A 24,260-nucleotide genomic window follows, 5' to 3' on the forward strand; every position below is an offset into this window, starting at 1 on the left:
AAAAATCCCTAGAAGTAGGGCGGATGAGCGTAGCGTTATCCGCCGTTCTATATGCGTCACACAAATGTGATACATCCATCGGCGGATAACGCTACGCTCATCCGCCCTACCCACAGCTGTCCTGAATAAATATACGAGCCGTCCCAACCATGCGCCTGACAATAAGACAACTGCAAATATTCCTGGCCGTCGCCAAATCCGGCAGCACCACTGCTGCCGGCGAACTGCTGGCGCTGTCGCAATCGGCCACCAGCGCCGCCTTGAACGAGCTGGAAAACCTGCTCGACAGCCGCCTGTTCGACCGGGTCGGCAAGCGCCTGCTCCTCAACGATAACGGCCGCATGCTATTGCCCCAAGCCAGTCAGGTGGTGGATGCCGCCAACTCGATCGAACAACAATTTTTGACGCCGGACATGGCGCAGGGCGGCGGCTTGCAAATCGGCTCCAGCACCACCATCGGCAGCTATCTGCTGCCGGCGCTGATTGCCGCGTACCGCCAGCGGCACAGCGAGTTGCAAGTGCGGGTGACGATTGCCAATACCGCCGACATCGTCGCCGCGGTGGCGCATTTCGAAGTCGATCTCGGCCTGATCGAAGGCCCCTGCCACGCGCCCGATGTGCGGGTCGAGCCGTGGCTGATGGACGAATTGCTGATCGTCGGCGCACCGCACCACCCACTAGCTGCCGGGGACAAAAAAATCACCGTCAGCGCACTGCGCCAGGCCGAGTGGCTGCTGCGCGAACCGGGCTCCGGTACGCGCGAAGCTGTGGAGCAGGCGCTATTGCCGCATTTGCATCATTTGCGTCAAAGCTGCGAATTCGGCAATTCGGAAGCCATCAAACACGCCACCGCGGCCGGACTCGGCATCAGTTGCCTATCGCGCGCGGTTGTCAGCGATTTCTTGCAAAGCGGACGGCTGGTGGTCCTGAAAACCACTTTGCCGCGATTGCAGCGGCATTTTTATCTGATCCATAGCAAGCACAAGATGCTGTCGCCACGGTTGATGCAGTTTTTGGCGTATTGCAGGAGTTGGTCGGACGACGTTTAGCTCCCCATAGTGAAGAGGCTGTCGAGCAACCTGTCATTTTTACGAGGGTGAGCGACATTGCTTTCAGCACTTGGGTTTCCTATCTTTTCAAGTAGACGCGTGTTTCCACGGTGCACCTTTGCATATCACGCAACGTTCGGCTGGTCGCGTACAGCCGGCCGCAACTTTCCCGGGAGGGCCTGAGCCATGCCGTTGCAAACACCATATGGCGTGCTGAGCGGGACCGTGCAATCAGCGGATCTGCAGACTCCCAGCGGCGGGCAGTGGCCGCACTACCACATTCATGTCAATACGCCTGATGGCGTGTACGACTCTGCCGTCAATCTCAAATCGCTGACCGATATCCAGATCGAGTACCGCAGCCACGATGTCGTCAATCCGGCGCACTTTGCCGCCGTATTGGCGCTGCCGGATGGCTGGACCCATCTGGCTCAGACGGCTGTCAGCGGGGCGCTCGACTACGTTCGCCATCCCGGGCTGGCCGGGCCCGGAGCATGGATTCTGCAGAGTGGCGACAACTTGATCAATGTGCTGCAGTCCTACCTGACCGGGGTCCAGCGGATTCACATCTTCGGCGCCGCGTACAGCGCGCCGGATCACGGCGTGCACGACGTTCACATGAACCAGGGCGATCCCGAAGGCAGCGCGTTCGCGCCGCTCGATGCGATTTGGCAAGATGGCGGGCTGCTGTTCGAATACGGCGGGCCGCAGGCCCACGTTTCGGTGTTGCAGATCAAATTCGAAACGCAGTCGCTGATCACGGATGGGCAGGGCCGGCCGCTGCATTTTTACTGGCCGCGCCAGCCGATTTACTACGTCCCGCGCTGGAAATGGCCGCCGGGTGATCCGATGTCGGCGCTTGAAAGGAAGATCCTGGTCGAACAGGGCTTGTTCGAACTCGCAGGCTGGGCGCGCGCCGTTCACTACCTGGAAGGCGAGGCACAGCGGATGGTGCTGCAGCAGGTGCGCAGCCAAGTGGCAAGGCATTTGCAGACGGCCAGCCCGGAGCATGTGGGGAGAGTCGCCGACTATGTGGTGAGATTGGGCGTGGCGTTGCGCTGAGACAGCGCCATAGAGGGAGATGGTCATGACCTTGCTGGCTATGCTGTGGAAGGGCGCCCCCGGCGACGAGCACGTCTATCAGAACTATTTCGATGGATCGGGCTGGTCGCCCCAGCAGCAGGTGCCCGAGATCGTGACGGCCACCCATCCGCTGTGGGTGGCGTATTACGACCAGATCCTGTTTGCCGCCTGGAAGGGGGTGTCGCCTTACCAAAGTGTGTTTGCCGCCCGCTACGATGGGCCGTCGGAATGGACCTGGCTAGGCGCGGTCCCCAACGCCCATAGCAGCGCCGCGCCGGCGGCCGCGGCGTTTGACAATCCTGCCGGGAAATTGCTGCTGGCGTGGAAAGGCGCCGGCAATGATGTCGGAGTTTATTTCGCGACGTTTGACAGCCTGCACTGGTCGGCAGTGCAAGCCATCCCCAGCGTTGCGACATCGCACGGTCCGGCGCTGGCGCCGTTCCAGAACAAGGTGTGCATGGCCTGGAAAGGCATTCCCGGCGATTCGGGCATCCGTTATGCGGTGCACAATGGCGCCGGCTGGTCTACCCCGGCGCTGGTTCCGAATGCGCACACCACCAGCCAGCCGGCGCTGGCGACTTATGGCGGTCAACTGGTCCTGGTGTGGAAGGGCGGGCCGGGCGATCCCAGCCTTTACTGGTCTATTTTTGAGGCCGGACACTGGACGCCGCCGGCGCAGATTCATGCTTTCGCCGCCGGGACCGGGCCGGCGGCGATGCAATTCCAGGACCGCTTGCATCTGGCCTGGAAAGGCGTCGAGGATGATTTTTCGATTTACACAGCGAATTTCGACGGCGATTTCTGGTGGGGGCCGCATCAGGTCCCTGCCGTCAGCACCAGCAGCAGTCCTTCGCTGGCGGTGTTCGATCCTGCTTTTTGATCGTCTCCAATCGGCCCCCGCGCCTCTCTTCTGCACACCATCATTGCAGCCTTAAGCAGCCTTCAAGCCATTCATCGTGCTGTAATATTTCCGTGAGACAATAAAAAGCTCTGCTATGGCGTCATGCCATCGGTTTGTGCCGACCTGGCCTCTTACAACAATCCAACAATAGGATCTTCATGAAACTTCGTTCTTTGGCACTGGCGTGCGCAACGCTGGTTTCCTTGGCAGCTTGCGGCGGCGGTGGCGATTCGGCTGCGTCTGGCGGCACTACCGTCAATCTGAGCGGCGTGGTCGCGAGCGGCAAGCCGCTGGCCGGCGTCAACGTGACGGTGACCGACAGCACCGGTCAAACCGTGCAGTCCGGCGCCACCGATGCCAATGGCAAGTTCACGCTGGCGCTGAAGGGCAGCGGGCCATTCATCCTGACCGCGCCGTTCAACGATGCCGACGGCACTGCCGCCACCTTGTCGTCCGTGATCTATCCGACCACCACGCCGGGCCAGGTGACGGCGGTGCAAGGCAACCTGAATCCGCTGACTTCGCTGATCACGCAACGGGTGCTGGGGCTGGTGCCGGACGGGGCGCCGACCGCGGCGCAAATCGCCAATGCCAAAATCACCCAGGCCAATATTTCCCAGGCATTGCTGGATGTGTCGGGCGTCTTGCAGCCGCTGTTTACCGCGCTCAACGTCCCTGCCAGCGAAAGCGCCGACCCGATCGGCAGCACCAGTTATCGCGCCGATCCTAGCGATCCGCTAGATAACTTGTTCGACCTGGCGCATTTCAACGTGCATGCCGGCCAGATTGCGCTTGGCACCGATGCCGACCGCACCACGCTGACGATTCCAGCGACCGGCAGCGTGCCCGGCGCGGCGCCGGCCAATGCCGTGACATCGGTGCTGGCCTTGCACCATGGCCCGACCACTACGCCGATCCAGAACGTGATCGTGGTCGTCGGCGAGAACCAGACTTTCGACGCCGTGTTCGGCGCCTATCAGCCGCCGGCAGGGCAGGCGGTCAAGAACCTGCTGTCGCAAGGCATCATCAACGCTGACGGCACGCCCGGCCCGAACTTCAGCCTGGCGCGCCAGAACCAGGGCACGACCCAGACCGCTTACACGATCAACCCGACTCGCTCGACCGCCTTCGCGGCGCTGCCGCAACCGACCGCGATCGGCGAGTTGTTGCCGCCGACTTTCCAGGACCCGGGCGGGGTGCCGGACAAGCGCTTCCCGGCCAACTTGCCGAGCGGCCCGTTCCAGCTGACCAAGTACGTGGCCTACGGCACCGACAACACCGCCTTGACCGGCGATCCGGTGCATCGCTTCTTCCAGATGTGGCAGCAGACCGGCGGCGACAATGCCAAGCTGGACTTGTTTGCCTGGGTCGCGACCACGGTCGGCATGGGCGGCGACACCAGCGGCATTACGCCGGCCAATCCGGGCCAGGGCGGCGAGCTGATGGGTTTCCTCAATATGACGAGCGGCGATGCGCCATTCTTCAAGTCGTTGGCGCAGCAATATGCGTTGAGCGACAACTATCACCAATCCATCATGGGCGGCACCGGCGCCAACTTCTTTTCGATCGCCACCGGCGACCTGCCGTACTTCAATAACGCGGGCACGATCGGAGTGCCGCCGGCCAACCAGATCGAGAACCCGAATCCGCTGCCAAACACCGCCAATTTTTATAGCCAGGACGGCTATCAGGGCGGCTCTTACGTCAACTGTTCGGACCCGAGCCAGCCGGGGGTGGCAGCGATCCTGAATTACCTGAACAGCAAGAAGGTCAAGAGCAACTGCGACGCCGGCAAGTATTACCTGGTGAATAACTACAATCCGGGCTTCACCATGACCGGTGCGGCCCAGCCGATCGGCCCCAATAATTACAACTACCCGCCGCAAACCGTGCCGACCATCGCCGAAGGCTTGGCGAAAAAAGGCGTGGCGTGGAAGTGGTACACCGGCGGCCGCGAAGCAGAGGACGTGGCAGCCGATGCCGCCGCCATGCACGCCCCGGTGGCGGCAGCGCAGGCGGCGCAGTACAACGTGATCGGCGACCCGCTGGTGGCGTCGTCCAATGTGATGTCCAACCCGGCGCTGAAAGGCAATCTGGCCGGTTTGACCAGCTTGTATAAAGACCTGGCAGGCGGCACCTTGCCGGCGGTCTCGTTCGTGGTCCCGAAAAACCTGGAGAGCGGCCACCCCGGTTATTCCGCGCCGGCGCGCTACGAGGCGTTCCTGCAAGACCTGATCGCCAGGGTCAAGGCCGATCCCAAGCTGTGGGCGCACACCGCGATCCTGGTCACAACAGATGAAGGCGGCGGTCATTTCGACACCGGCTATATCCAGAACGTCGATTTCTTCGGCGACGGCCCGCGCATCCCGTTCCTGCTGGTATCGCCGTATGCACGCACCGGCTTTGTCGATCACACCTATTACGATCATTCGTCGGTGTTGAAATTCATCGAGCGCAATTGGCGTTTGGCGCCGCTGTCGGCCCGCAGCCGCGACAATTTGCCGAACCCGGTGGCAGTAGCCAAGGATCCGTACCGGCCGCTTAATAACACGGCGATTGGGGATTTGATGGCGATGTTTAATTTTTAAAACAATTGTGGGACGGAGTTTAAGAGCCACCGGAGCGTGGCGAATTACTCTGTCCCCAACTGACTAGATGGAGCACGTAGCCATCGCCTTCCGTATTCCATCGTGCGTAGTCGTAGGTCGGAAAAGCGCAGCGCCTTCCGACATGGCGCCGCGAGTCCGTCGGCCAAGTGCTTGGCTTTCAACACTTGGCGTTCCTGCTCACAGGTAAGTTGGTACGCCATGTCGGAAGGCGCTGCGCTTTTCCGACCTACTTCAATTCTTTTAGCCGAATGAATAATTGTTTAATGGCAGCGCTGGTCTTCAGCGGCATCACACTCTTGACCGGTTGCCATGATGCCGACAAGACGGTAGCAGCCCCCGCCGCCACCCCCAAACCCAATCTGAAAATGTGGGTCCGCTACCCCGAACCGCCAGCCACCCTGAGCGCCGCTGCCGCGCTCGGCAAGCAACTATTCTTCGATCCGTCGCTGTCGGCCTCGGGCCGGATGTCGTGCGCGACCTGTCATAGCCCGCAACATGCTTACGGACCGCCCAACGGTCTGGCGGTGCAATTGGGCGGGGCCGATATGCGCCATCCCGGCACGCGCGCGGTGCCGTCGCTGCGCTATTTGAGCTTCACCCCCAAGTTCACGCGCCATTACTACGTGCCGGGGCCTAGCGAGACCGAGGACGAGGGGCCGACCGGCGGCTTCACGCATGACGGTGCGGTCGATACGCTGCACCAACAAGCGCTGATCCCTTTGCTCAATGTGAACGAGATGGCTAACCCGAATCCGGCCGCGGTGGTCGCCAAATTACAGCGCAGCAGTTACGCCGGACAGTTCCGGCAACTCTACGGCGCCGACATTTTCGAACATCCGGACGCCGCGCTGGCGCAGGCCGCTTTGGCGCTCGAAGCGTTCCAGACCGAAGATACTAGCTTCCATCCGTACACCAGCAAATTCGATGCGGCGATGGCCGGCAATGCGGAGTTTACGGCGGCAGAGTTGCGCGGCTACGGCCTGTTCAATAATCCGAACAAAGGCAATTGCGCCAAATGCCATGTCGACCGGCCTGGGCCTGGAGGGCGGCCGGCGCAGTTCACCGATTTCGGTTTTCAGGCGCTCGGCGTGCCGCGCAATCCGGAGATTGCGGCCAACCGCGATCCCGGCTATTTCGATCTCGGCATTTGCGGCCCGGCGCGCACGGATATGCGCAAAGAGACCGCCTTTTGCGGCATGTTCAAAGTGCCGACGCTGCGCAATGTCGCCACCCGCCAGGTGTTTTTTCATAACGGACGTTTTCACACGCTGGATGAGATGATGCATTTCTATGTCGAGCGCGATACCCAGCCGTCCAAGTGGTATCCCAAGGTGCAGGGCAAGACGCGCAGCTTCGACGATCTGCCGCCGCGCTACCGCGACAACATCGACCGTGAAGACGCCCCGTTCAACCGCAAGGCCGGCGATCCGCCGGCGCTGGACGACGACGAAATCGGCGACCTGATCGCCTTTATCAAAACGCTGGACGACGGCTATTCGGTCAAGGCCGGCGCCAGGCGCGTCGAGTAAGACACGCCTGGCGCGTACCGAGCCGGACTTATTGATAAGTGATTGTCATGAGTACGGGCACGGGGCCGGACGCCGCCGCACGCGAGCCGATTTGATTCGCTTCCAGCGCAAGCCGGCTGGTGCCCTGGAACGCCATCGCGTAGCTGGCTGCTGCGGCTGGACCTAAAGGTTTGCCGTCACGGCTAAAGCTGATGTTGCTTGCCGCGGCAGCGGCTGATGCGGCCGGCCTGCCGACACGCTGGAAGGAAACATCAAAGGCAGTCCGTTCCGGGCAATGAAGGTCCAGTTGCAGAGTCGCTGGCGACGGCGTGGCATCGGACGCGGTATTGAACTCGCAAGGCGGTTCGACAAGCGCTCCGGTGAAATGGATAACGCCGGAACTGCCGCCTGCCGTGACGCTTGAGGCCAGGCACAGCAGAGTGGATGCGGCAGCGAGTTGAACGGAAATGAGCTTCATGCCGAACCTCCAAAGAAGATGAAAAAACACAGGGCAACGTTGGCGTTTGGCTGTGATGCCATTCGGAAACGTTGCGTATCCGTATCTCACATCTCTTGAGGCGGAGAGTCAATACGCTTCTCAAGGGAAAATGAGAAAACTCTTGTTTTACAATCGGATTTTGGAAGGGTAGGGTTAAAAGATAGCCAGAAATGCAATTTGCATTAATAAAGCTAGCTAAAAGCCGAATTTGTTAGTTGTCTGTAAACTAACTTAAATATCTAAAAACTACAATAGCTAGCTATTAGCTATATTATTTAGCGAGAATTCGCCCGATCGCAGCGCTGTGGATAGCGATTTTTTCGGCATCGTCGTGTAGCAGGCCGACCCGGCGTTGCAATAAATACCAGCCGGACCAAGCTGTTGCCGGCGCTGCCGGATCGGCCTCGGGCGTTGCGCTCGGCAGCGCGTCGGCCGCGGCGGCTGGCAGGGGCGCGCCGGCATCCAAGCCCCGTTCCGCCACTTCCAGCGTTTGACGGACCTGCTTGGCGCTAGCATCCAATAGCTGGTTGACAGCGGTCGTCGGCAGGTTTTCGACATGGCGCCGCAGCAGCAGGCGCAGCGCCGCAACGTGCGCCATCACCAGGTAATTCTGGACGATGAACTGGTTCAGCTCCTCGACCGCGCGGTGCTTGCTGAGCGGTTCGTCCAGCATCCGCACCAGGGTCGATGCCAGCGCTGAAATACTGTCGAGAAAGCGTTTGCGATGGACCCGGTATTTGAAATCGTCGGGCACCCTGGCCTGCAGCAGATGGTTGCCGGCCTCCAGGAAATCGCGGTTATTTTTCAGCACATTGCGGATCAGGCGCGGCAATGCGCGATATTCCCAGCTCGGCAGCACGAAGCTGAATAGCGTCGCGATCACAGCGCCGATCAGGGTGTCGATCAAACGTTCGCCGATCACATGCGAACTGCTCGGGATCAGCAGATTGATCTGCAACAGAATCTGCATGCTGGCGGCAATCGCGGTATAGCGATATTTGACATAGAGAAATGCCGGCACTGCCGCCGTCGCGATGAACAGAATGCCCAGCAGCGCCACCGGCTCATGCACGAAGCGCAGGATCACCGCCGTCGCCACGCAGCCGATCAGGGTGCCGAACAGCCGGTCGGTGCGGCGCTGCTTGGTTTGACTGAAGCTGGGTTTGAGGATGATGGCGATGGTCAGCACCACCCAATAGCCGTGGCTGGCATACGGCAGCGTGTCGGCCACCAGCAGCCCGCAAGAAATCGCCAGCGCCGCCCGCACCGCAAAACGGAAAGTGGGCGACTGCCAGCGCAGATTGTCGATCAAGACGCCCAGTTGATATTTTTGCTGGGTCAGGAACGGCGTCATGTCCTTGCCCATCAATTCCGGCAGCGGCCCTTGCACGCTCTGGGTGGCGTGGTGCAATTGGGCGATCATGTCGATCGCGTCGCGGATCTTGTTATACGTGCTGCGCAACACCACCAGCGCCGCTTCCGGCACTTTCCCGGCCAGGCTGTCCTGCTGCAGTTGTTGCAGCTCGCTCTCGATCGAGCGCAGTTCGGCCTTGTAGCTGACGCTGGCAAACGAGGCCCGCTTGCGGGTAATGGCGTAGGCGATGGTCTCGATATCCTTGGCCGCCTTGCCGACGACGTCGCGCAGATAAGTCAGCACTTCGGCATCGCCCAGATGCAGCCGCAGCAGCGCGTAATCGGTATGGGTCGACAGGATTTGTTCGTACAGGTCGAACATGCCGAAATGGACTTGCACCAGGATCGCATCCTGCTGGTTCCTGGGATCGCGCAAGATCAGGTCGCGCGATGCTTGCTGCTTTTCGGCCAGCACGCTTTGCTGCCGCACCAGGGTATTGAACTGGCTGTTCAAATCGACGTGCATGTCGTAAAAATCAGCCTTGATCTTGATATAGCGCGCCAGTTCAAACAAGGCTTCGGCCAGCACCTGCTGCTTGATGCGGCTGCGCAAAAACCACGAGACCGCCATCGAATAACTCAGATAAGCCAGGCCGCCGCCGAGGAACAAGCCGGTATGGAAAAACGCCTGCGGCACGCTCAAGCTGTTTTCCATCGCCAGCGTCATCACGAACAGCGCCGCAAACTGCAGCGGCATGGCCTTTTTGCCATACACCATCATCATGCTGGCGAAGAAAGTCACCACCACCAGCATGAAACTCAACAGCCAGTGATACGGCGCGCACAGACTGATGATCAGCGTCACCGCGGTGCACAGCAGCACGCTTGACAGCATTTCGTTGAACTTGTGCCGCAGCGTGCTCGGCAAATCCATCAAGCTGGTCGACAGCGCGCCGATACAGACCGTCATCGCGGTAGGCAGGTCGGTTAATTGCAGCACCAGCAAGGTCAGTCCGACCACCCCGGTGGCAATCCGCAAACCCGTATAAAAGTAGTGACTGAAAATAAAGGTGCGCAGATCCAGGGCGTAGTGCATGTCAGGGGGAGGGTGATGACGGACAAGGCGGAAAGTGTACCGCGTTGCCTGCTGTCATTGGAATGACATTTTTTCTTGTTTGCAAAACAAGCATTATTCTGTAAAGATGCACAATGGCAATTTTAATTAATTTGCGGAAAGGACCGTAGCTTGGGCTGGAAAGCCCAACGTTTGCAGCAGCGAATCAGAGAACAACGCCGATCGACAGATGTGAAGCAATTCTTAACAACGCCAGAACCTACCTTTATGGATATTTCAATGACCGGGATGTACATGACCTCAACAAGTTCTTCGGCTTTTCTTGCCAAATCGCTGCTGCTGACCGGTGCCTTGATTTGCGGACAGGCATCGGCGGCGACCAACAGCACAGAGAAGAATGTCGACACCGACTCGATTATCAGTACCATCAGCGCCTCGGAACGCACCCGGCCGTTCCCGGTCGGCGAGAAACATGCCTACTTTGTTAACATCAAGGATGGCGACCAGGTAAGGTCGCCGTTCAGGGTCGCATTTGCCGTCACCGGGATGGGGGTTTCCCCGGTTGCTGCCGGCGAGATTGGCGGCACCGGTCATCATCACATCTTGATTGACATGACTATGCCAGCCGACATCAAGGCGCCGATCCCGTTTGACAAGCCCAACGAATACCAGCACCAGCATTACAAGCATTTCGGCAATGGCGAAACCGAAACCCTGCTTGACCTTCCGGCCGGCAAACACACGCTGCGCCTGCTGTTCGCCGACCATCGTCACGTGCCTTATTACATTTCCAGTAAAGTGATTTCCATCGTGGTGCTGGATAAAGCGCATTAACAGGGTGTAGCAAGCACTTTAAAGCCTCTTATGACAATCTCACCAGAATCTTGGCTAAGCACCTGGCGCGCGCTAGGCGTGCTGGAACCGGACCCGGCCTTATACCCGGCGCTGCTCGAACGGTATAGCGAGCCGCACCGCAAATACCATACCCTGCAGCATTTGGACGAATGTTTGGCGAAGCTGCCTGAAGTGCGCGAGCTGGCATCGCATCCGGCTGAGATCGAGGTGGCCTTGTGGTTTCACGACGCCGTGTACAGCGTGCTGCGTCACGATAACGAAGAAAAAAGTGCGGAATGGGCCTGCGCCAGCATACAAAAGGCCGGGCTGCCGCAGGAAGTCGGGAACAGGGTGCATTCTCTGATCATGGCAACCCGGCACCGCGCCGTGCCGACCGATTTGGATGCTGCGATCCTGGTGGACGTGGACCTGTCCATCCTCGGCGCTCCCCGCGCGCGCTTTGAGCAATACGAGCGGCAGATCCGCGAGGAATATTCGTACGTGCCGACATTTTTGTTCTCGAAAAAGCGAGCGCAAATTTTGCAGGAATTTTTTGACCGGCCGCGGATTTTTACTACGCCGATATTTTTTGAGCGGTATGAACGGCAGGCTCGGGAAAATCTTCAGGCGAGCTTGAAGAGTGCTCTCGGTTGATGCTTCCGATCCCAACCTCCCTAAACAGGTTGTTGAGATTCTTCAATCAGTACTTCGGGGTGACGCATTGCGATATTCAACAAGGTCCTGGCAGCGCCCGATGGACTGCGGCGGCCTTGTTCCCATTCTTGCAAGGTACGCACCGAGACGCCCATCAGCGCTGCAAATTGCGACTGCGACAAACCGGACTGCGTACGTGCCTTGGCGATAGGTGAGACCGCAACAACTGTAGAGCGCGCCGCTTTACCCGATTTCATGTCTTTGACTGATTTGAGTAAATCAGATTGGAATTGCTCAAGTTCTTTATCCACGATTAATTTCCTCTCGTAGTTTGTTCAAAAATTCTGTCGGCAAGTTGTCGAATTTTGCTTTTGTGTAGGCAATCAGCAGCCAGATTTGGCCATTATCAAGCAGGTTGTAGGTTGTGGTTGAGCCGAAGGCGAAGCCCAACGTTTCATCTCCGTCGCCGCAAACGTTGGGCTTTGCAGCCCAACCTACTACCCTCCAATTTATCGCGTAGTCGAAGTGCTACCGCTCTCGCTGCCCGAATATCGTGCACATCCCCCGATTTTTACGATTTTTTTACACTTTGTTTACACCCCCGAAGCCACTCTTTACAACATTTTTAGAGCCTTCTCTATAGCCTGTCGGTGTCGTAACCAACGTAATTATTTTGTAAGAGGCTGATGATGGATCTGGTAATGGATGTGGTTTTTGTCGGCGCGATCATGGCTTTTTTTGCCGTGACCTGGTGGCTGGCAGTGGGATGCAAGAAGCTGGAGGACAAGCAATGAATCCGTTTTATGTACTCGGCGCGGTGGTGACCGTCGCGCTGTTGGTGTACCTGGTCGTTGCTCTGTTAAAAGCGGAGGACTTCTGATATGACCTCCCAATCCACATTGCTGTTGATTACCTTCCTGGCGGTATTGCTGGTACTTAGCTATCCGCTGGGCAAATTCATCGTCAAGGTTGCCGGCGGCGCCAGCGAGCATGCACCGGTGCCGGGCTTCGGCTGGCTCAATCGGTTTGAACAGTGGCTGTATCGCTGCGCCGGCATCCAGGCCAAGAGCGAGATGAACTGGAAGACCTATGCGCTGGCCCTGCTGCTGTTTAATACCATCGGTGCACTCGCAACCTATGGGCTGCAACGCTTGCAAATATGGCTGCCGCTGAATCCGCAAAACTTTGCCAACGTTTCGCCTGATTCTTCTTTCAATACCGCCATCAGTTTTGTCGCCAACACCAACTGGCAAGGCTACGGCGGCGAAAGCACGATGAGCTACCTGACCCAGATGCTGGTGCTGGCGGTGCAGAACTTCTTCTCGGCTGCTACCGGGATGGCGGTCGCATTTGCGTTGATTCGCGGTTTCTCGCGGCATTCGGCGCAGGCGATCGGTAACTTCTGGACCGACGTTACCCGTTCCACCATGTATGTGCTGCTGCCCTTGTGCTTGATTTTCTCCGCGTTCCTGATGAGCCAGGGCGTGATCCAGAATTTCGATGCGTATAAGGACGCTGCGATCATGCAGCCGCTGACCTATCAGCAACCGAAGGTCGGCGCCGATGGTCAGCCATTGAAAGATGCGGCCGGCGCGCCAGTGATGGAAACCATGAACACCAAGGTCCAGACCCTGGCCATGGGTCCGGTGGCGTCGCAAGAGGCGATCAAGATGATAGGCACCAACGGCGGCGGCTTCTTCAATGCCAACTCGGCCCATCCGTATGAGAACCCGACGCCGTTGTCCAACTTCATGCAGATGCTGGCGATCTTCCTGATCCCGGCCGCGCTGTGCTTCACCTTCGGTTTCATGGTGGGCGATATCCGCCAGGGCTGGGCGGTACTGGCGGCGATGACGATTATTTTCGTCATCATGACCGCGGTGGTGATGATCGCGGAAGAGCAGGCGCACCCGGTGCTCAGCACACTTGGCATCGATCAGGCCCACGGTTTGCTGCAATCCGGCGGCAATATGGAAGGCAAGGAAACCCGCTTCGGCATCAGCGCCTCGGCCTTGTTTGCGGCGGTCACCACCGCGGCTTCTTGCGGCGCGGTGAATGCGATGCACGATTCGTTTACCGCGTTGGGCGGCATGGTGCCGCTGGCCTTGATGCAAATGGGCGAAGTGGTGTTCGGCGGCGTCGGTTCCGGCCTGTACGGGATGCTGGTGTTCGCCATCATGGCGGTGTTCATCGCCGGCTTGATGATAGGCCGCACCCCGGAATACCTGGGCAAGAAGATCCAGTCGTTCGAAATGAAAATGACAGCGATTGCAATCCTGGCAGTGCCGCTGCTGGTGCTGGGCGGCACCGCGATTGCGGTGATGCTGCCGGCCGGTGTGGCCGGTATCGCCAACCCGGGTGCGCACGGCTTCAGCGAAATTCTGTACGCGTTTTCTTCGGCTGCCAACAACAACGGCAGCGCCTTCGGCGGCCTGTCTGCCAACACGCCGTTCTATAACGTGATGCTGGCCATCGCGATGTGGTTCGGACGCTTCATCATCATCGTCGCGATCCTGGCGATTGCCGGTTCGCTGGCCGCCAAGAAACGGCTGGAACCGAACTCCGGCACGATGCCGACCCACGGTCCGCTGTTCATTGTGTTGCTGATCGGGGTGGTGGTGCTGGTTGGGGTGCTGAACTATGTGCCGTCGCTGGCATTGGGGCCGGTTGTCGAACATTTGCAAATGTTTAAATAATCCTTTGCGGGACAGAGTTTATGAGGCGCCGCAGCGTGCCGAATTACTCTGTCCCCAACTGACTAAACAAGAAATTTCAAGCTACTAAATACTTTGCAAGACAGAAGTAGGGCGGATGAGCGAAGCGTTATCCGCCATGCCGGCCGCACAACATGCGACAGAGGTATGCGTGGCGGAAGACGCTACGCTTTTCCGCCCTACCTTGTTAAGTAAAAATGATTAAAAGGAACATCATGTCTCGCACCAATCTGACGCTGTTCGATTCCGCGCTGCTCGGCCCGGCCATCGTCGCATCGTTCAAAAAACTGGCGCCGCGCACGCAGTTGCGCAACCCGGTCATGTTCGTGGTTTATATCGGCAGCATCCTGACCACGATGTTGTATTTCCAGGCCCTGACCGGCAAGGGTGAAGCCAGTCCCGGCTTTATTCTCGGCATCTCGGTCTGGCTTTGGTTCACGGTATTGTTCGCCAACTTCGCCGAGGCGCTGGCCGAAGGCCGCAGCAAGGCCCAGGCCGAATCATTGCGGGCGCTGAAGCAAACCGTGAGCGCCAAAAAACTGGAGCGTCCAACCGCCCCCAAGGGCCAGCTCAGCAACTGGTTGGCGACACCCGCCAGCAACCTGCGCAAAGGCGATGTGGTGCTGGTCGAAGCGGGCGATGTGATCCCGGTCGACGGCGAGGTGATCGAAGGGGTGGCGTCGGTCGACGAAAGCGCCATCACTGGCGAATCGGCACCGGTGATTCGCGAATCCGGCGGCGACTTTTCGGCCGTCACCGGCGGTACCCGGGTGCTGTCCGACTGGCTGGTGGTGCGGGTCTCGGTCAATCCAGGCGAAGCTTTCCTGGATCGCATGATTGCGATGGTGGAAAACGCGAAACGGCAAAAGACGCCGAACGAAATCGCGCTGACCATTTTGCTGGTGGCGCTGACCATCGTGTTTCTGCTGGTGACGGTGACCTTGCTGCCGTTCTCTTTATTCAGTGTGGACGCCGCCAAAAGCGGGTTGCCGATCACGATCACGGTGCTGGTGGCCTTGCTGGTGTGTTTGATCCCGACCACCATCGGCGCCTTGCTGTCGGCGATCGGGGTGGCCGGCATGAGCCGCATGATGCAGGCCAACGTGATCGCCACTTCCGGCCGTGCGGTGGAAGCGGCCGGCGACGTCGATGTGCTGTTGCTGGACAAGACCGGCACCATCACGCTCGGCAACCGCCAGGCTTCGGCTTTCATTCCAGCGCCCGGTATCACCGAGCAACACCTGGCGGATGTCGCGCAACTGGCGTCGCTGGCCGATGAAACGCCGGAAGGCCGCAGCATCGTGGTGCTGGCCAAACAGCGCTTCAATATCCGCGAACGCGAGATGAGTTCGCTGCACGCCACCTTTGTGCCGTTCACCGCACAGACCCGGATGAGCGGTGTCGATATCGGCGCTCGTGCAGTGCGCAAGGGTTCGTCGGAAGCCTTGAAAAAATACGTGGAAACACTGGGCCAGCCGTTCCCGAACGAAGTCGCGCTGGCGGTGGACGACGTCGCCCGCCGCGGCAGCACGCCGCTGGTGGTGGTGGACGACGGCGTGGTGATGGGCGTGGTGGAGCTGAAGGACATCGTCAAGGGCGGGATCAAGGAACGCTTCGCCGAATTGCGCCGGATGGGGATCAAGACCGTGATGATCACCGGCGACAATCGCCTTACTGCGGCTTCGATTGCGGCCGAAGCGGGGGTCGATGACTTCCTGGCGGAAGCGACGCCGGAAGACAAGCTCAAGCTGATTCGCAGTTATCAGTCCGAAGGCCGGCTGGTGGCGATGACCGGCGACGGCACCAACGATGCGCCGGCGCTGGCCCAGGCCGACGTCGCGGTGGCGATGAACAGCGGCACGCAAGCGGCGAAAGAGGCCGGCAACATGGTCGACCTGGATTCCAACCCGACCAAGCTGCTGGAGATCGTCGAGATCGGCAAACAGATGCTGATGACGCGCGGTGCGTTGTCGACGTTCTCGATTTCGAACGACATCGCCAAGTATTTCGCGATCATCCCGGCGGCCTTCGTCACCACTTATCCGCAGCTCGGCGCATTGAACGTGATGCATCTGGCCAGCCCGTCGTCGGCCATCATGTCGGCCGTGATTTTCAACGCCTTGATTATCGTGGTACTGATTCCGCTGGCGCTGAAAGGGGTTGCGTATCGGGCGGTCGGCGCCGCATCGCTGTTGCGCCGCAACCTGTTGATTTATGGTCTGGGCGGCATCTTGTTGCCTTTCATCGGCATCAAATTGATCGACATGGTTTTGTCGCTCATGAATCTGGTTTAGGAGTTTTGAAATGAAATCCGCATCTGTAACATCCGCCGCATCTGCATCCAGCAAACAAGCTGCACCTTCAACCCCTGCCGCCGCTTCGGTGCAAGCCAGCTCGTCGTCGGTATTGCGTCCGGCGCTGGTGTTGTTCGCCGGGCTGACCTTGCTGTGCGGCGTGATCTATCCGCTGGCGGTGACCGGCATCGGCAAAGTGGCTTTTGCCGATCAGGCCTCCGGCAGCTTGATCATGCGCGACGGCAAGCTGATCGGTTCACGCTTGATCGGTCAGGAATTTTCCACCCCCGGTTATTTCTGGGGCCGTTTGTCGGCTACCAGCCCGATGCCGTATAACGCCAGCTCGTCCGGCGGCTCCAACTTCGGACCCAGCAATCCGGCGTTGATCGACGCCGTCAAGGGCCGGATCGCAGCTTTGAAAGCGGCCGATCCTGACAACACGCAAGCGATTCCGGTAGACCTGGTAACCGCCTCCGGCAGCGGCCTCGATCCGGAAATCAGCGTGGCCGCGGCTTACTACCAAGCAGGCCGCATTGCCCGTGAACGCAAGTTGAATGTCGACACGGTGCGCAGCATGATAGCCGCGCTGCAATCGACGCGCACCTTGGGTTTCTTTGGCGAGCCGCGGGTCAACGTCATGGCGCTGAACATGGCGCTGGACCGTCAGCCGGGTTCAAATTAATTTTTCACCCCGTTCCACCCTAACTACATTAAATGCTTGTAAATTTCATGAAAAAAATTGTCTATTTTGCTGGTCTGGTCACTGTTATCGGCGTTACCGCTTTTAGTGCAAATCTCTCTCACGCGGAAGAAGTCGCTCCGGCGGCGGTTCCAGATAACGCGCTGACGTTTAACGCCGGCGTCGTTTCCGACTATCGTTACCGCGGGATTTCCCAAACCCGCCTGAAACCGGCCCTGCAAGGCGGCGCGGATTACGTGAATAACCCAACCGGCTTTTATGCCGGAACCTGGTTGTCGACATTGAAATGGATCAAGGACAGCGGCGGCAACGGCAATATCGAGGTGGATGTGTACGGCGGCAAGAAGGGCAATTTCACGACGGATCTGACGTATGACGTCGGCGTGCTGACCTATATCTACCCATCCAACGACTTGCATCCGAATGCCGACACCACCGAAATTTACGGCCAACTCGGCTATGGCCCGGCCTATATCAAGTATTCGCATGCGGTGACCAACCTGTTCGGCTTTGCCGACAGCAAGAACAGCGGCTACCTGGATATCGGCGCCAACATTGACGTGAGCAACGGCTACACCGTCAACCTGCACGCCGGCCATCAAAGCGTGAAGCACAATTCGGCCTCCAGCTATACCGACTGGAAAGTCGGCGTGACCAAGGATTTCGGCTTCATGTCCGCCAGTCTTGCGGTGCTCGGAACCGACACCAAAGCCTATGTCGGTCCTGCGCCGGAGCATAAGGATCTGGGTAAGAAGGCTTTGCAGCTGGCGTTGACCAAAACGTTCTAATGTGTTTTGTAGGTCGGAAAAGCGCAGCGCCTTCCGACGGCGTGAATCGCATCAGCCGGTCAAGCCCTTGGCTCTTTTCGGCGATGCATCCAACGTCGGAAGACGCTACGCTTTTCCGACCTACATGTCGTATTGCTGTAACGGATGGATAATATCCATCTACAATTCGTAGTACGCACAATGCTTCACCCCCTACCTCGACCAATCTGATGTCTTCCAACTACCCAAGCGGCGATCAACGACCCGACCCCGATGCATTGCTGGCCCAGATGCAGGCCCAGGAGAGTCTGGCCGGGCGCGGCAAATTGCGGATTTATTTCGGCGCCTCGGCCGGGGTTGGCAAGACCTACGCGATGCTGAACGCTGCGCAAAAACTGCATGCCGAAGGGCGCGAGGTGGTGGCCGGCGTGATCGAGAGTCATGGGCGGGCGGAAACCGCGGCGCTGCTGAATGGACTGGAGCTGTTGCCGTTGAAGCAGGTCGCCTATCGCGACAAGCAATTGCCCGAATTCGATCTGGATGCGGCGCTGGCGCGCAAGCCTTCGTTGATCCTGGTGGATGAGCTGGCGCATTCCAACGCGGCCGGCTCGCGCCATCCGAAGCGTTGGCAGGATGTCGAAGAATTATTGGGCGCCGGAATCGACGTATTTACCACGCTCAATGTACAGCACCTGGAAAGCTTGAACGACGTGGTGGGCGGCATCACCGGCATCCGGGTCGCCGAAACCTTGCCCGACACGGTGTTCGATGCGGCCGATGAAGTGGTGCTGGTGGATTTGCCGGCCGATGAATTGCTGGCCCGGCTGAAGCTGGGCAAAGTCTATCAATTGCCGCAGGCCGAACGCGCTTCGCGCAATTTTTTCCGCAAGGGCAACCTGATCGCGCTGCGCGAACTGGCCTTGCGCCGCACCGCGGACCGCTTGCAGGGCGACGTGCAAGCGTATCGAGTCGAGAAGTCGATCGGCGCGGTGTGGCAAACCGATGCGGCGCTGTTGGCTTGCGTCGGACCGTCGCCGGCGGCCGAGCACGTGATTCGCAGCACCGCCCGCTTGGCGACCCAATTGAATGCCGAATGGCATGCGGTATATGTCGAGACCCCGCGCTTGCAGCGGCTGCCGTCGGCGCAGCGCGAGCGGATCCTGAAGACGCTTAAATTGGCGCAGGACCTGGGTGCCACCACCGCGGTATTGGCCGGCAACGAGGTCGGCGCGGTGCTGACCGATTACGCCCGCAGCCATAATTTTTCCAAAGTCATCATGGGGCGCAGCCAGCGCAAATTTCCGTGGCAGAGCAATCACGCGGCGCGGATTGCGGCGCTGGCGACCGATATCGACTTGATCGAAATCGGGTTGCCGCCGACCGCTGCTGCGACCAGGGATGAAAAAACCAGGGCCGGCAAATCGTTGCCGCTGTCCTTGCAATTGCGCGGCAAGGCCCGCTGGCAAGGTTATGCCTGGGCCTTTGCGACGTGCGTGCTGGTGACTTTGCTGGCGACGCCGATCTTGCCGTACTTCGATCTGGCCAACATCGTGATGCTGTATCTGCTGGGCGAAGTGGTGATTGCGATACGCTACGGCCGCGGGCCGGCGATTTTTGTGGCACTGCTGAGTATTGCCTCTTTCGATTTCTTCTTTGTGCCGCCGCGGTTTTCGTTCGCAGTCAGCGATATACAGTATTTGCTGACGTTCGCGGTGATGCTGGCGGTGGGTTTGATCATCACGCATTTGACCGCCGGTTTGCGCTATCAGGCGCGGATTGCGTCCCACCGCGAAAGCCGCTCGCGCGCCTTGTTTGAATTCGCCCGCGAACTGTCGGCGGCATTGCAGACCGAGCAGATATTCGAGATCAGCCGCAAATTCCTGCAACGCACTTTTCAAGCCCAGACCTTGCTGCTGGTGCCGGACACCGCCGAGCGCCTGCAGGTGCCGGCAACGCTGCCGGGCGACGCCGGCGATGCGGTTAAATCGCTCGATCTCGGCATCGCCCAGTGGGCGTTTGACAATGCCGCAAGCGCCGGGATCGGCACCGACACGCTGCCGGCCAGCAATTGGCTGTATCTGCCGCTGGTGGCGCCGATGCGTACCCGCGGCGTGCTGGCGATTTTGCCGCATAGCCGACGCTGGATTTTGATCCCGGAACAGCAGCAACAGTTGTATACCTTCGCGACCTTGGCCGCGATTGCGCTGGAGCGCGTGCATTACGTTGAAGTGGCGCAGGATGCGTTGGTGCGGATGGAATCCGAGCGCTTGCGCAATTCCTTGTTGTCGGCACTGTCGCACGACTTGCGCACGCCGCTGACGGCGCTGGTCGGACTGTCGGAATCGCTGGCGCTGTCCAAGCCGCCGCTGCAAGCCGCGCAGCAGATATTGGCGGCGGCGCTGCATAACGAAACGCTGCGCATGAGCGCGCTGGTGACCAATCTGCTGGACATGGCGCGCATCCAGAGCGGCGAGGTCAAGCTGAACCTGCAATGGCAGCCGTTCGAAGAAGTGGTCGGCAGCGCCTTGCGCGCCAGCAGCTCGCCATTGACCGGGCATCAGGTGGCAACGCGGGTGGCGCACGACTTGCCGCTGGTGCGTTTCGATGCGGTGCTGATCGAACGCGTGCTGTGCAATTTGCTGGAGAACGCCGCCAAGTATTCGCCGCCGGGTTCTCACATCGTGCTGAGCGCGCTGGTGAAAGGCCGCTTGCTGGCGGTCACGGTGGCGGACGATGGGCCGGGGCTGCCGCCCGGCATGGAAGATGCGATATTCGAGAAATTCACCCGCGGCGAGCGCGAATCGGCCAAGCCCGGGGTGGGGCTCGGGCTTGCGATTTGCCGGGCGATTGTCGAGGCGCATGGCGGCACCATTCATGCGAAAAACGCCGCAGGCGTGCGGGAAGGCAGCCACGGCGGCGCCGAATTTACTTTTACCATTCCGCTCGGAGTGCCGCCCAGCATGCCCGATCCGGAAGCGAGCGATAGCGCCGCCAGTCATGGCAGCGACTTTGGAGACACGGAGAAAACTGAATGAATCAACCAACGCCGATCGCGATCCTGGTCGAAGACGAACCGCAAATCCGGCGCTTCGTGCGCGCCGCGCTGGAAGGCGAGGGCTGGCAGATTTTCGAAGCGGAAACCATGCAGCGCGGCCTGATCGATTGCGGCACACGCAAACCGAGCCTGATCATCCTCGATCTCGGCTTGCCGGATGGGGATGGAGTGGACTTCATCCTGGATGTCAGGAAGTGGTCGACGGTGCCTATCATCGTGCTGTCGGCACGGGTCAGCGAAACCGACAAGATCCGGGCGCTGGATGCCGGCGCCGACGATTATCTGGGCAAGCCGTTCGGGGTCGGCGAACTGCTGGCGCGGGTGCGCGCCACGCTGCGCCGCCAGCATCAGCCGCTGGCCGGGGCCGACGGCCTGATCCGTTTCGGCGACGTCACGCTGGACTTACAAACGCGCTCGCTGACCAAGGCGCAGCAACCGGTGCATTTGACGCCGACCGAATATCGCCTGCTGTCGGTGCTGGTGGCGAATGCCGGCAAGGTCGTGACCAATCCGCAATTGCTGAAAGAAGTGTGGGGGCCATCCCATTCCGAGAGCGGCCATTACCTGCGGATCTACATGGGCCACTTGCGGCACAAGCTGGAGGACGATCCGGCGCAGCCGAAATACCTGTTGACCGAGACTGCGGTGGGATACCGGATTTTGTTGTCGCAGTAAGGCTAATCCAATTCACTTAAAGCCTTGACCAGCGCGTCGAACACGACCCGTACCCGTCCCGGCACCGGCCCGCGCTGCGGTCGGTAGACATAAATTTTCCAGGGTTCCGGATCGCTCTTTTGCAGAACTGGGATCAACCGTCCGTTTTCAATTTCCGCTGCGGTCAGATAGCTTGGCAACTGACCGAAGCCGACTCCTGCCAGCACCGCCGCCAATTCCGCTTCCGGGTCGTCGGTCAGAAACGCGCTGGAGCTTGGCTGGAATTGCTCGCCATCGGCGAAATACCAAGGCCAGGCTCGGCCCGTGCTGCGATCGAGCAAAGCGGTGAGCGGCTGCTGGCGCAGCGCATTGATGGTTTTTGGTTTGCCGACCCGCGCCAGCAATTCAGGCGAGCCGACCACAGACAAGATGCCTTGCCCGGCGGCGCGTGCGACGAAGCGGCTGTCGCGCATTAATCCAGTCCGGACGCCGACATCGATTTGCTCGTCGACGACGTCGGCGATTTCATCCGACAAACGCACATCCAGGATGATGCCCGGGTGAGCGACGGCCAGCCGGGTCAAGGCCGGCATCAAGTACCTGCGGCCCAGCGCTGCCGGAGCCGTCAGCCTGACGATGCCCTCCATGTCCATTTTTGAACTCGCGGCGGAGCTGCGAAACAAATCGTCGATCGACGCCAGCGAAACCTGCGCCCGCCGCGCCAGGCCTTCGCCGAAGCTGGTGATGTTGACTTTGCGCGTATTGCGGTGAAACAGCGGTTCGCCGAATGTGCTTTCCAATTCGTTGATGGCGCGGGTAACCACTTGCGGAGATATGCCGAGATGGGCCGCCGCTTTGCTGAAGTTTTGCAGTTCGGCGCAAACGCAAAAGATGCGGATCAATTCAAGACGATTGGACATGATGGCGCTGGATTGTTCCAGGAATTGGAATTTTAAAATCCTGATTATTCCATTTTCTTGCGCTGTTGGGGCAGGCAAAATTCTTTCCGTTGGTGGAGCCCCACCAGCTCATTAAACGGAGGATGTATGACTAAGCAAAACAATTTTTCCAATCCGCTTGCAAACAAGATCGCCCTGGTGACCGGCGCCAGTTCCGGCATCGGCCGCGCTTCGGCCATCGAATTGGCGCAACGCGGCGCCAAGGTGGTAGTGACGGCGCGCCGTGCGGCGGAACTCGAACAACTGGTGCAGGAGTTGCGCGGGCAAGGCCTGGAGGCGATTGCCGTCACCGCCGATGTCACCAAGGAAGAGGATATGGTGCGTGCGGTCGATGCCGCGGTGGCTGCATACGGCCGGCTCGATATCGCGTTCAATAACGCTGGCGCCGAAGGGATATTCGGGCCGCTGGTCGAGCAAGACAACCACAGCTACGATCTGGTGTTCGAGCCGAACGTGCGCGGCGTGTTCAATGCGATGAAATACGAAGCCAAGGTGATGCTGGCGCAGGGCAGCGGCACCATCATTAACAATGCGTCGATGGGTGGCGTGGTCGGCTTCCAGAACGGGGCGCTGTATATCGCCACCAAGCACGCGGTGGTCGGCATGACCAAAACCGCTTCGCTCGAATGGTTCCGCCAAGGGGTCCGGGTCAATGCGCTGTGTCCTGGAATTATCGACACGCCGATGCAGCATCGAGGCGTCTGGCCATCGGACGAGGCGCTGCATGAGTTCGCCCGGGCCACGCCGGCCGGACGGGTTGCCAGCGCGGAGGAAATGGCGAAAATCGTCGCCTTCCTGGCGTCCGACGATTCTTCTTATATCTCGGGGCATGCACTGGTTGCCGACGGCGGGTATACGGCCGCATGATCAATCCGGCCAGTTCGAGTTACCCACAGAATCTGTGAACAGGCCTGTGGATAACCTCGCTGGCTTCTATCCATGTCTTTGATCCGTAAGGTTTTTTTGATGGTGGTAGCTGGGAGTGCAAATCGCCCGGAACCGGACTACGGGGTAGATACGTCGGCACTCTGCCCGAGTTACCCACAGAAACTGTGAACAGCCTTGTGGATAACCGGTCTGAGTTCTACTCATGTCCTTGATCTGTAAGGATTTTTTGGTAGTGCTGCCTGACGTGCAAATTGTCCAGACTGGAGTGTCCGGGGGCAGAGCGGATGCTCCGGTGCTCTGCCCGAGTTACCCACAGAAACTGTGAACAGCCTTGTGGATAACCGGGCTAAGTTTTATTCATATCTTTGATTTGTAAAGATTTTTTGGTGGTGGTACCTGGACGCGCAAATTGTCCGGGCACGAACTACGGAGTGGATACGTCGGCATTCTGCCCGAGTTACCCACAGAATCTGTGAACAGGCTTGTGGATAAGCAGGCTTGATTCCATGCATGTCATTGATCTGTAAGGATTTTTTGGTGCTGGTAGCTGGGCGCGCAAAATCAGTCCAGGGCGTAGAAGCGCTGTGCTTAGGTCCGAGTTACCCACAGAATCTGTGAACAGCCTTGTGGATAAGCAGGCTGGGTTCTATCCATGTCATTGATC

The 24,260-nt window shown here is 59.3% G+C and carries 20 protein-coding genes and 1 pseudogene; 16 read left to right on the plus strand and 5 right to left on the minus strand.

Features of this window, described 5'->3' with window-relative positions; all coding sequences use genetic code 11:
- The first annotated feature begins 149 nt into the window (after positions 1-149).
- The 5 genes from ACFPM8_RS10755 to ACFPM8_RS10775 all read left to right on the plus strand — a co-directional run bounded on the left by ACFPM8_RS10755 (position 150) and on the right by ACFPM8_RS10775 (position 7,171).
- Positions 150-1,049, plus strand: coding sequence for a LysR family transcriptional regulator (locus ACFPM8_RS10755; RefSeq protein ID WP_378997547.1), 900 nt, complete (start codon positions 150-152; stop codon positions 1,047-1,049).
- A 186-nt stretch (positions 1,050-1,235) separates the two neighbouring features.
- On the plus strand, positions 1,236-2,111 hold the full coding sequence (locus ACFPM8_RS10760; RefSeq protein WP_378997548.1) for a DUF2278 family protein: 876 nt from the start codon (positions 1,236-1,238) through the stop codon (positions 2,109-2,111).
- Between the two features lie 25 nt (positions 2,112-2,136).
- A complete protein-coding gene (locus ACFPM8_RS10765; RefSeq protein ID WP_378997549.1) occupies positions 2,137-3,012 on the plus strand; it encodes a hypothetical protein in 876 nt (291 codons plus the stop codon).
- Between the two features lie 179 nt (positions 3,013-3,191).
- On the plus strand, positions 3,192-5,621 hold the full coding sequence (locus ACFPM8_RS10770; RefSeq protein ID WP_378997550.1) for an alkaline phosphatase family protein: 2,430 nt from the start codon (positions 3,192-3,194) through the stop codon (positions 5,619-5,621).
- Positions 5,622-5,905: 284 nt separating this feature from the next.
- Positions 5,906-7,171 (plus strand): cytochrome-c peroxidase, encoded by a 1,266-nt coding sequence (locus ACFPM8_RS10775; RefSeq protein WP_378997551.1) that lies wholly within the window; start codon positions 5,906-5,908, stop codon positions 7,169-7,171.
- A gap of 28 nt (positions 7,172-7,199) precedes the next feature.
- On the opposite strand, the gene ACFPM8_RS10780 is transcribed toward ACFPM8_RS10775, so the two are convergent.
- Positions 7,200-7,628: a hypothetical protein gene (locus ACFPM8_RS10780; protein WP_378997552.1), complete on the minus strand. Its 429-nt coding sequence runs from the start codon at positions 7,626-7,628 to the stop codon at positions 7,200-7,202.
- Between the two features lie 292 nt (positions 7,629-7,920).
- Positions 7,921-10,098: an FUSC family protein gene (locus ACFPM8_RS10785; protein WP_378997553.1), complete on the minus strand. Its 2,178-nt coding sequence runs from the start codon at positions 10,096-10,098 to the stop codon at positions 7,921-7,923.
- A gap of 273 nt (positions 10,099-10,371) precedes the next feature.
- Between ACFPM8_RS10785 and ACFPM8_RS10790 the strand changes: the two genes are divergently transcribed.
- Both ACFPM8_RS10790 and ACFPM8_RS10795 read left to right on the plus strand, forming a co-directional pair.
- Positions 10,372-10,911 carry a DUF4399 domain-containing protein gene (locus ACFPM8_RS10790; RefSeq protein ID WP_378997554.1) on the plus strand — a complete coding sequence of 180 codons (540 nt, stop codon included), beginning with the start codon at positions 10,372-10,374 and terminating at the stop codon, positions 10,909-10,911.
- Between the two features lie 78 nt (positions 10,912-10,989).
- Complete coding sequence (locus ACFPM8_RS10795) at positions 10,990-11,565, plus strand: HD domain-containing protein (RefSeq protein WP_378997555.1); 576 nt, start codon at positions 10,990-10,992, stop codon at positions 11,563-11,565.
- Positions 11,566-11,585: 20 nt separating this feature from the next.
- Here the strand turns inward: ACFPM8_RS10795 and ACFPM8_RS10800 are convergent, their stop codons facing one another.
- Both ACFPM8_RS10800 and ACFPM8_RS10805 read right to left on the minus strand, forming a co-directional pair.
- On the minus strand, positions 11,586-11,876 hold the full coding sequence (locus tag ACFPM8_RS10800) for a helix-turn-helix domain-containing protein (RefSeq protein WP_378997556.1): 291 nt from the start codon (positions 11,874-11,876) through the stop codon (positions 11,586-11,588).
- Positions 11,869-11,985: pseudogene (locus tag ACFPM8_RS10805) on the minus strand (transcriptional regulator); the annotation flags it as partial. The pseudogene ACFPM8_RS10805 and the gene ACFPM8_RS10800, both read right to left, overlap by 8 nt.
- Positions 11,986-12,251: 266 nt before the next feature.
- Here ACFPM8_RS10805 and ACFPM8_RS10810 point away from each other — a divergent pair.
- The 8 genes from ACFPM8_RS10810 (at position 12,252) to kdpE (ending at position 21,770) form a co-directional block, all read left to right on the plus strand.
- Positions 12,252-12,359 (plus strand): potassium ABC transporter ATPase, encoded by a 108-nt coding sequence (locus ACFPM8_RS10810; protein ID WP_378997557.1) that lies wholly within the window; start codon positions 12,252-12,254, stop codon positions 12,357-12,359.
- Positions 12,356-12,445, plus strand: coding sequence for a K(+)-transporting ATPase subunit F (kdpF, locus tag ACFPM8_RS10815; RefSeq protein WP_378997558.1), 90 nt, complete (start codon positions 12,356-12,358; stop codon positions 12,443-12,445). The genes ACFPM8_RS10810 and kdpF overlap by 4 nt, the downstream gene beginning before the upstream one ends.
- 1 nt (position 12,446) lies before the next feature.
- Positions 12,447-14,261 (plus strand): potassium-transporting ATPase subunit KdpA, encoded by a 1,815-nt coding sequence (kdpA, locus tag ACFPM8_RS10820; RefSeq protein ID WP_378997559.1) that lies wholly within the window; start codon positions 12,447-12,449, stop codon positions 14,259-14,261.
- 233 nt (positions 14,262-14,494) lie between these two features.
- Entirely contained in the window at positions 14,495-16,573 is a 2,079-nt protein-coding gene (gene kdpB, locus ACFPM8_RS10825) for a potassium-transporting ATPase subunit KdpB (RefSeq protein ID WP_378997560.1), read from the plus strand.
- Between the two features lie 10 nt (positions 16,574-16,583).
- Positions 16,584-17,255, plus strand: a complete 672-nt coding sequence (gene kdpC, locus ACFPM8_RS10830; RefSeq protein WP_378997561.1) for a potassium-transporting ATPase subunit KdpC — start codon at positions 16,584-16,586, stop codon at positions 17,253-17,255.
- 47 nt (positions 17,256-17,302) lie between these two features.
- Positions 17,303-18,061, plus strand: a complete 759-nt coding sequence (locus ACFPM8_RS10835) for a TorF family putative porin (protein WP_378997562.1) — start codon at positions 17,303-17,305, stop codon at positions 18,059-18,061.
- A 209-nt stretch (positions 18,062-18,270) separates the two neighbouring features.
- On the plus strand, positions 18,271-21,075 hold the full coding sequence (kdpD, locus tag ACFPM8_RS10840) for a two-component system sensor histidine kinase KdpD (protein ID WP_378997563.1): 2,805 nt from the start codon (positions 18,271-18,273) through the stop codon (positions 21,073-21,075).
- Positions 21,072-21,770, plus strand: coding sequence for a two-component system response regulator KdpE (gene kdpE / locus ACFPM8_RS10845; RefSeq protein WP_378997564.1), 699 nt, complete (start codon positions 21,072-21,074; stop codon positions 21,768-21,770). The genes kdpD and kdpE overlap by 4 nt, the downstream gene beginning before the upstream one ends.
- Positions 21,771-21,772: 2 nt before the next feature.
- Here kdpE and ACFPM8_RS10850 read toward each other — a convergent pair whose 3' ends face one another.
- On the minus strand, positions 21,773-22,669 hold the full coding sequence (locus ACFPM8_RS10850) for a LysR family transcriptional regulator (protein WP_378997565.1): 897 nt from the start codon (positions 22,667-22,669) through the stop codon (positions 21,773-21,775).
- A 126-nt stretch (positions 22,670-22,795) separates the two neighbouring features.
- Between ACFPM8_RS10850 and ACFPM8_RS10855 the strand changes: the two genes are divergently transcribed.
- Positions 22,796-23,575 (plus strand): SDR family NAD(P)-dependent oxidoreductase, encoded by a 780-nt coding sequence (locus ACFPM8_RS10855; RefSeq protein WP_378997566.1) that lies wholly within the window; start codon positions 22,796-22,798, stop codon positions 23,573-23,575.
- The last annotated feature ends 685 nt before the right edge of the window (positions 23,576-24,260 follow it).

Origin of the sequence: Paraherbaspirillum soli (assembly GCF_042654985.1) — a bacterium.
GTDB lineage: Bacteria > Pseudomonadota > Gammaproteobacteria > Burkholderiales > Burkholderiaceae_D > Paraherbaspirillum > Paraherbaspirillum soli.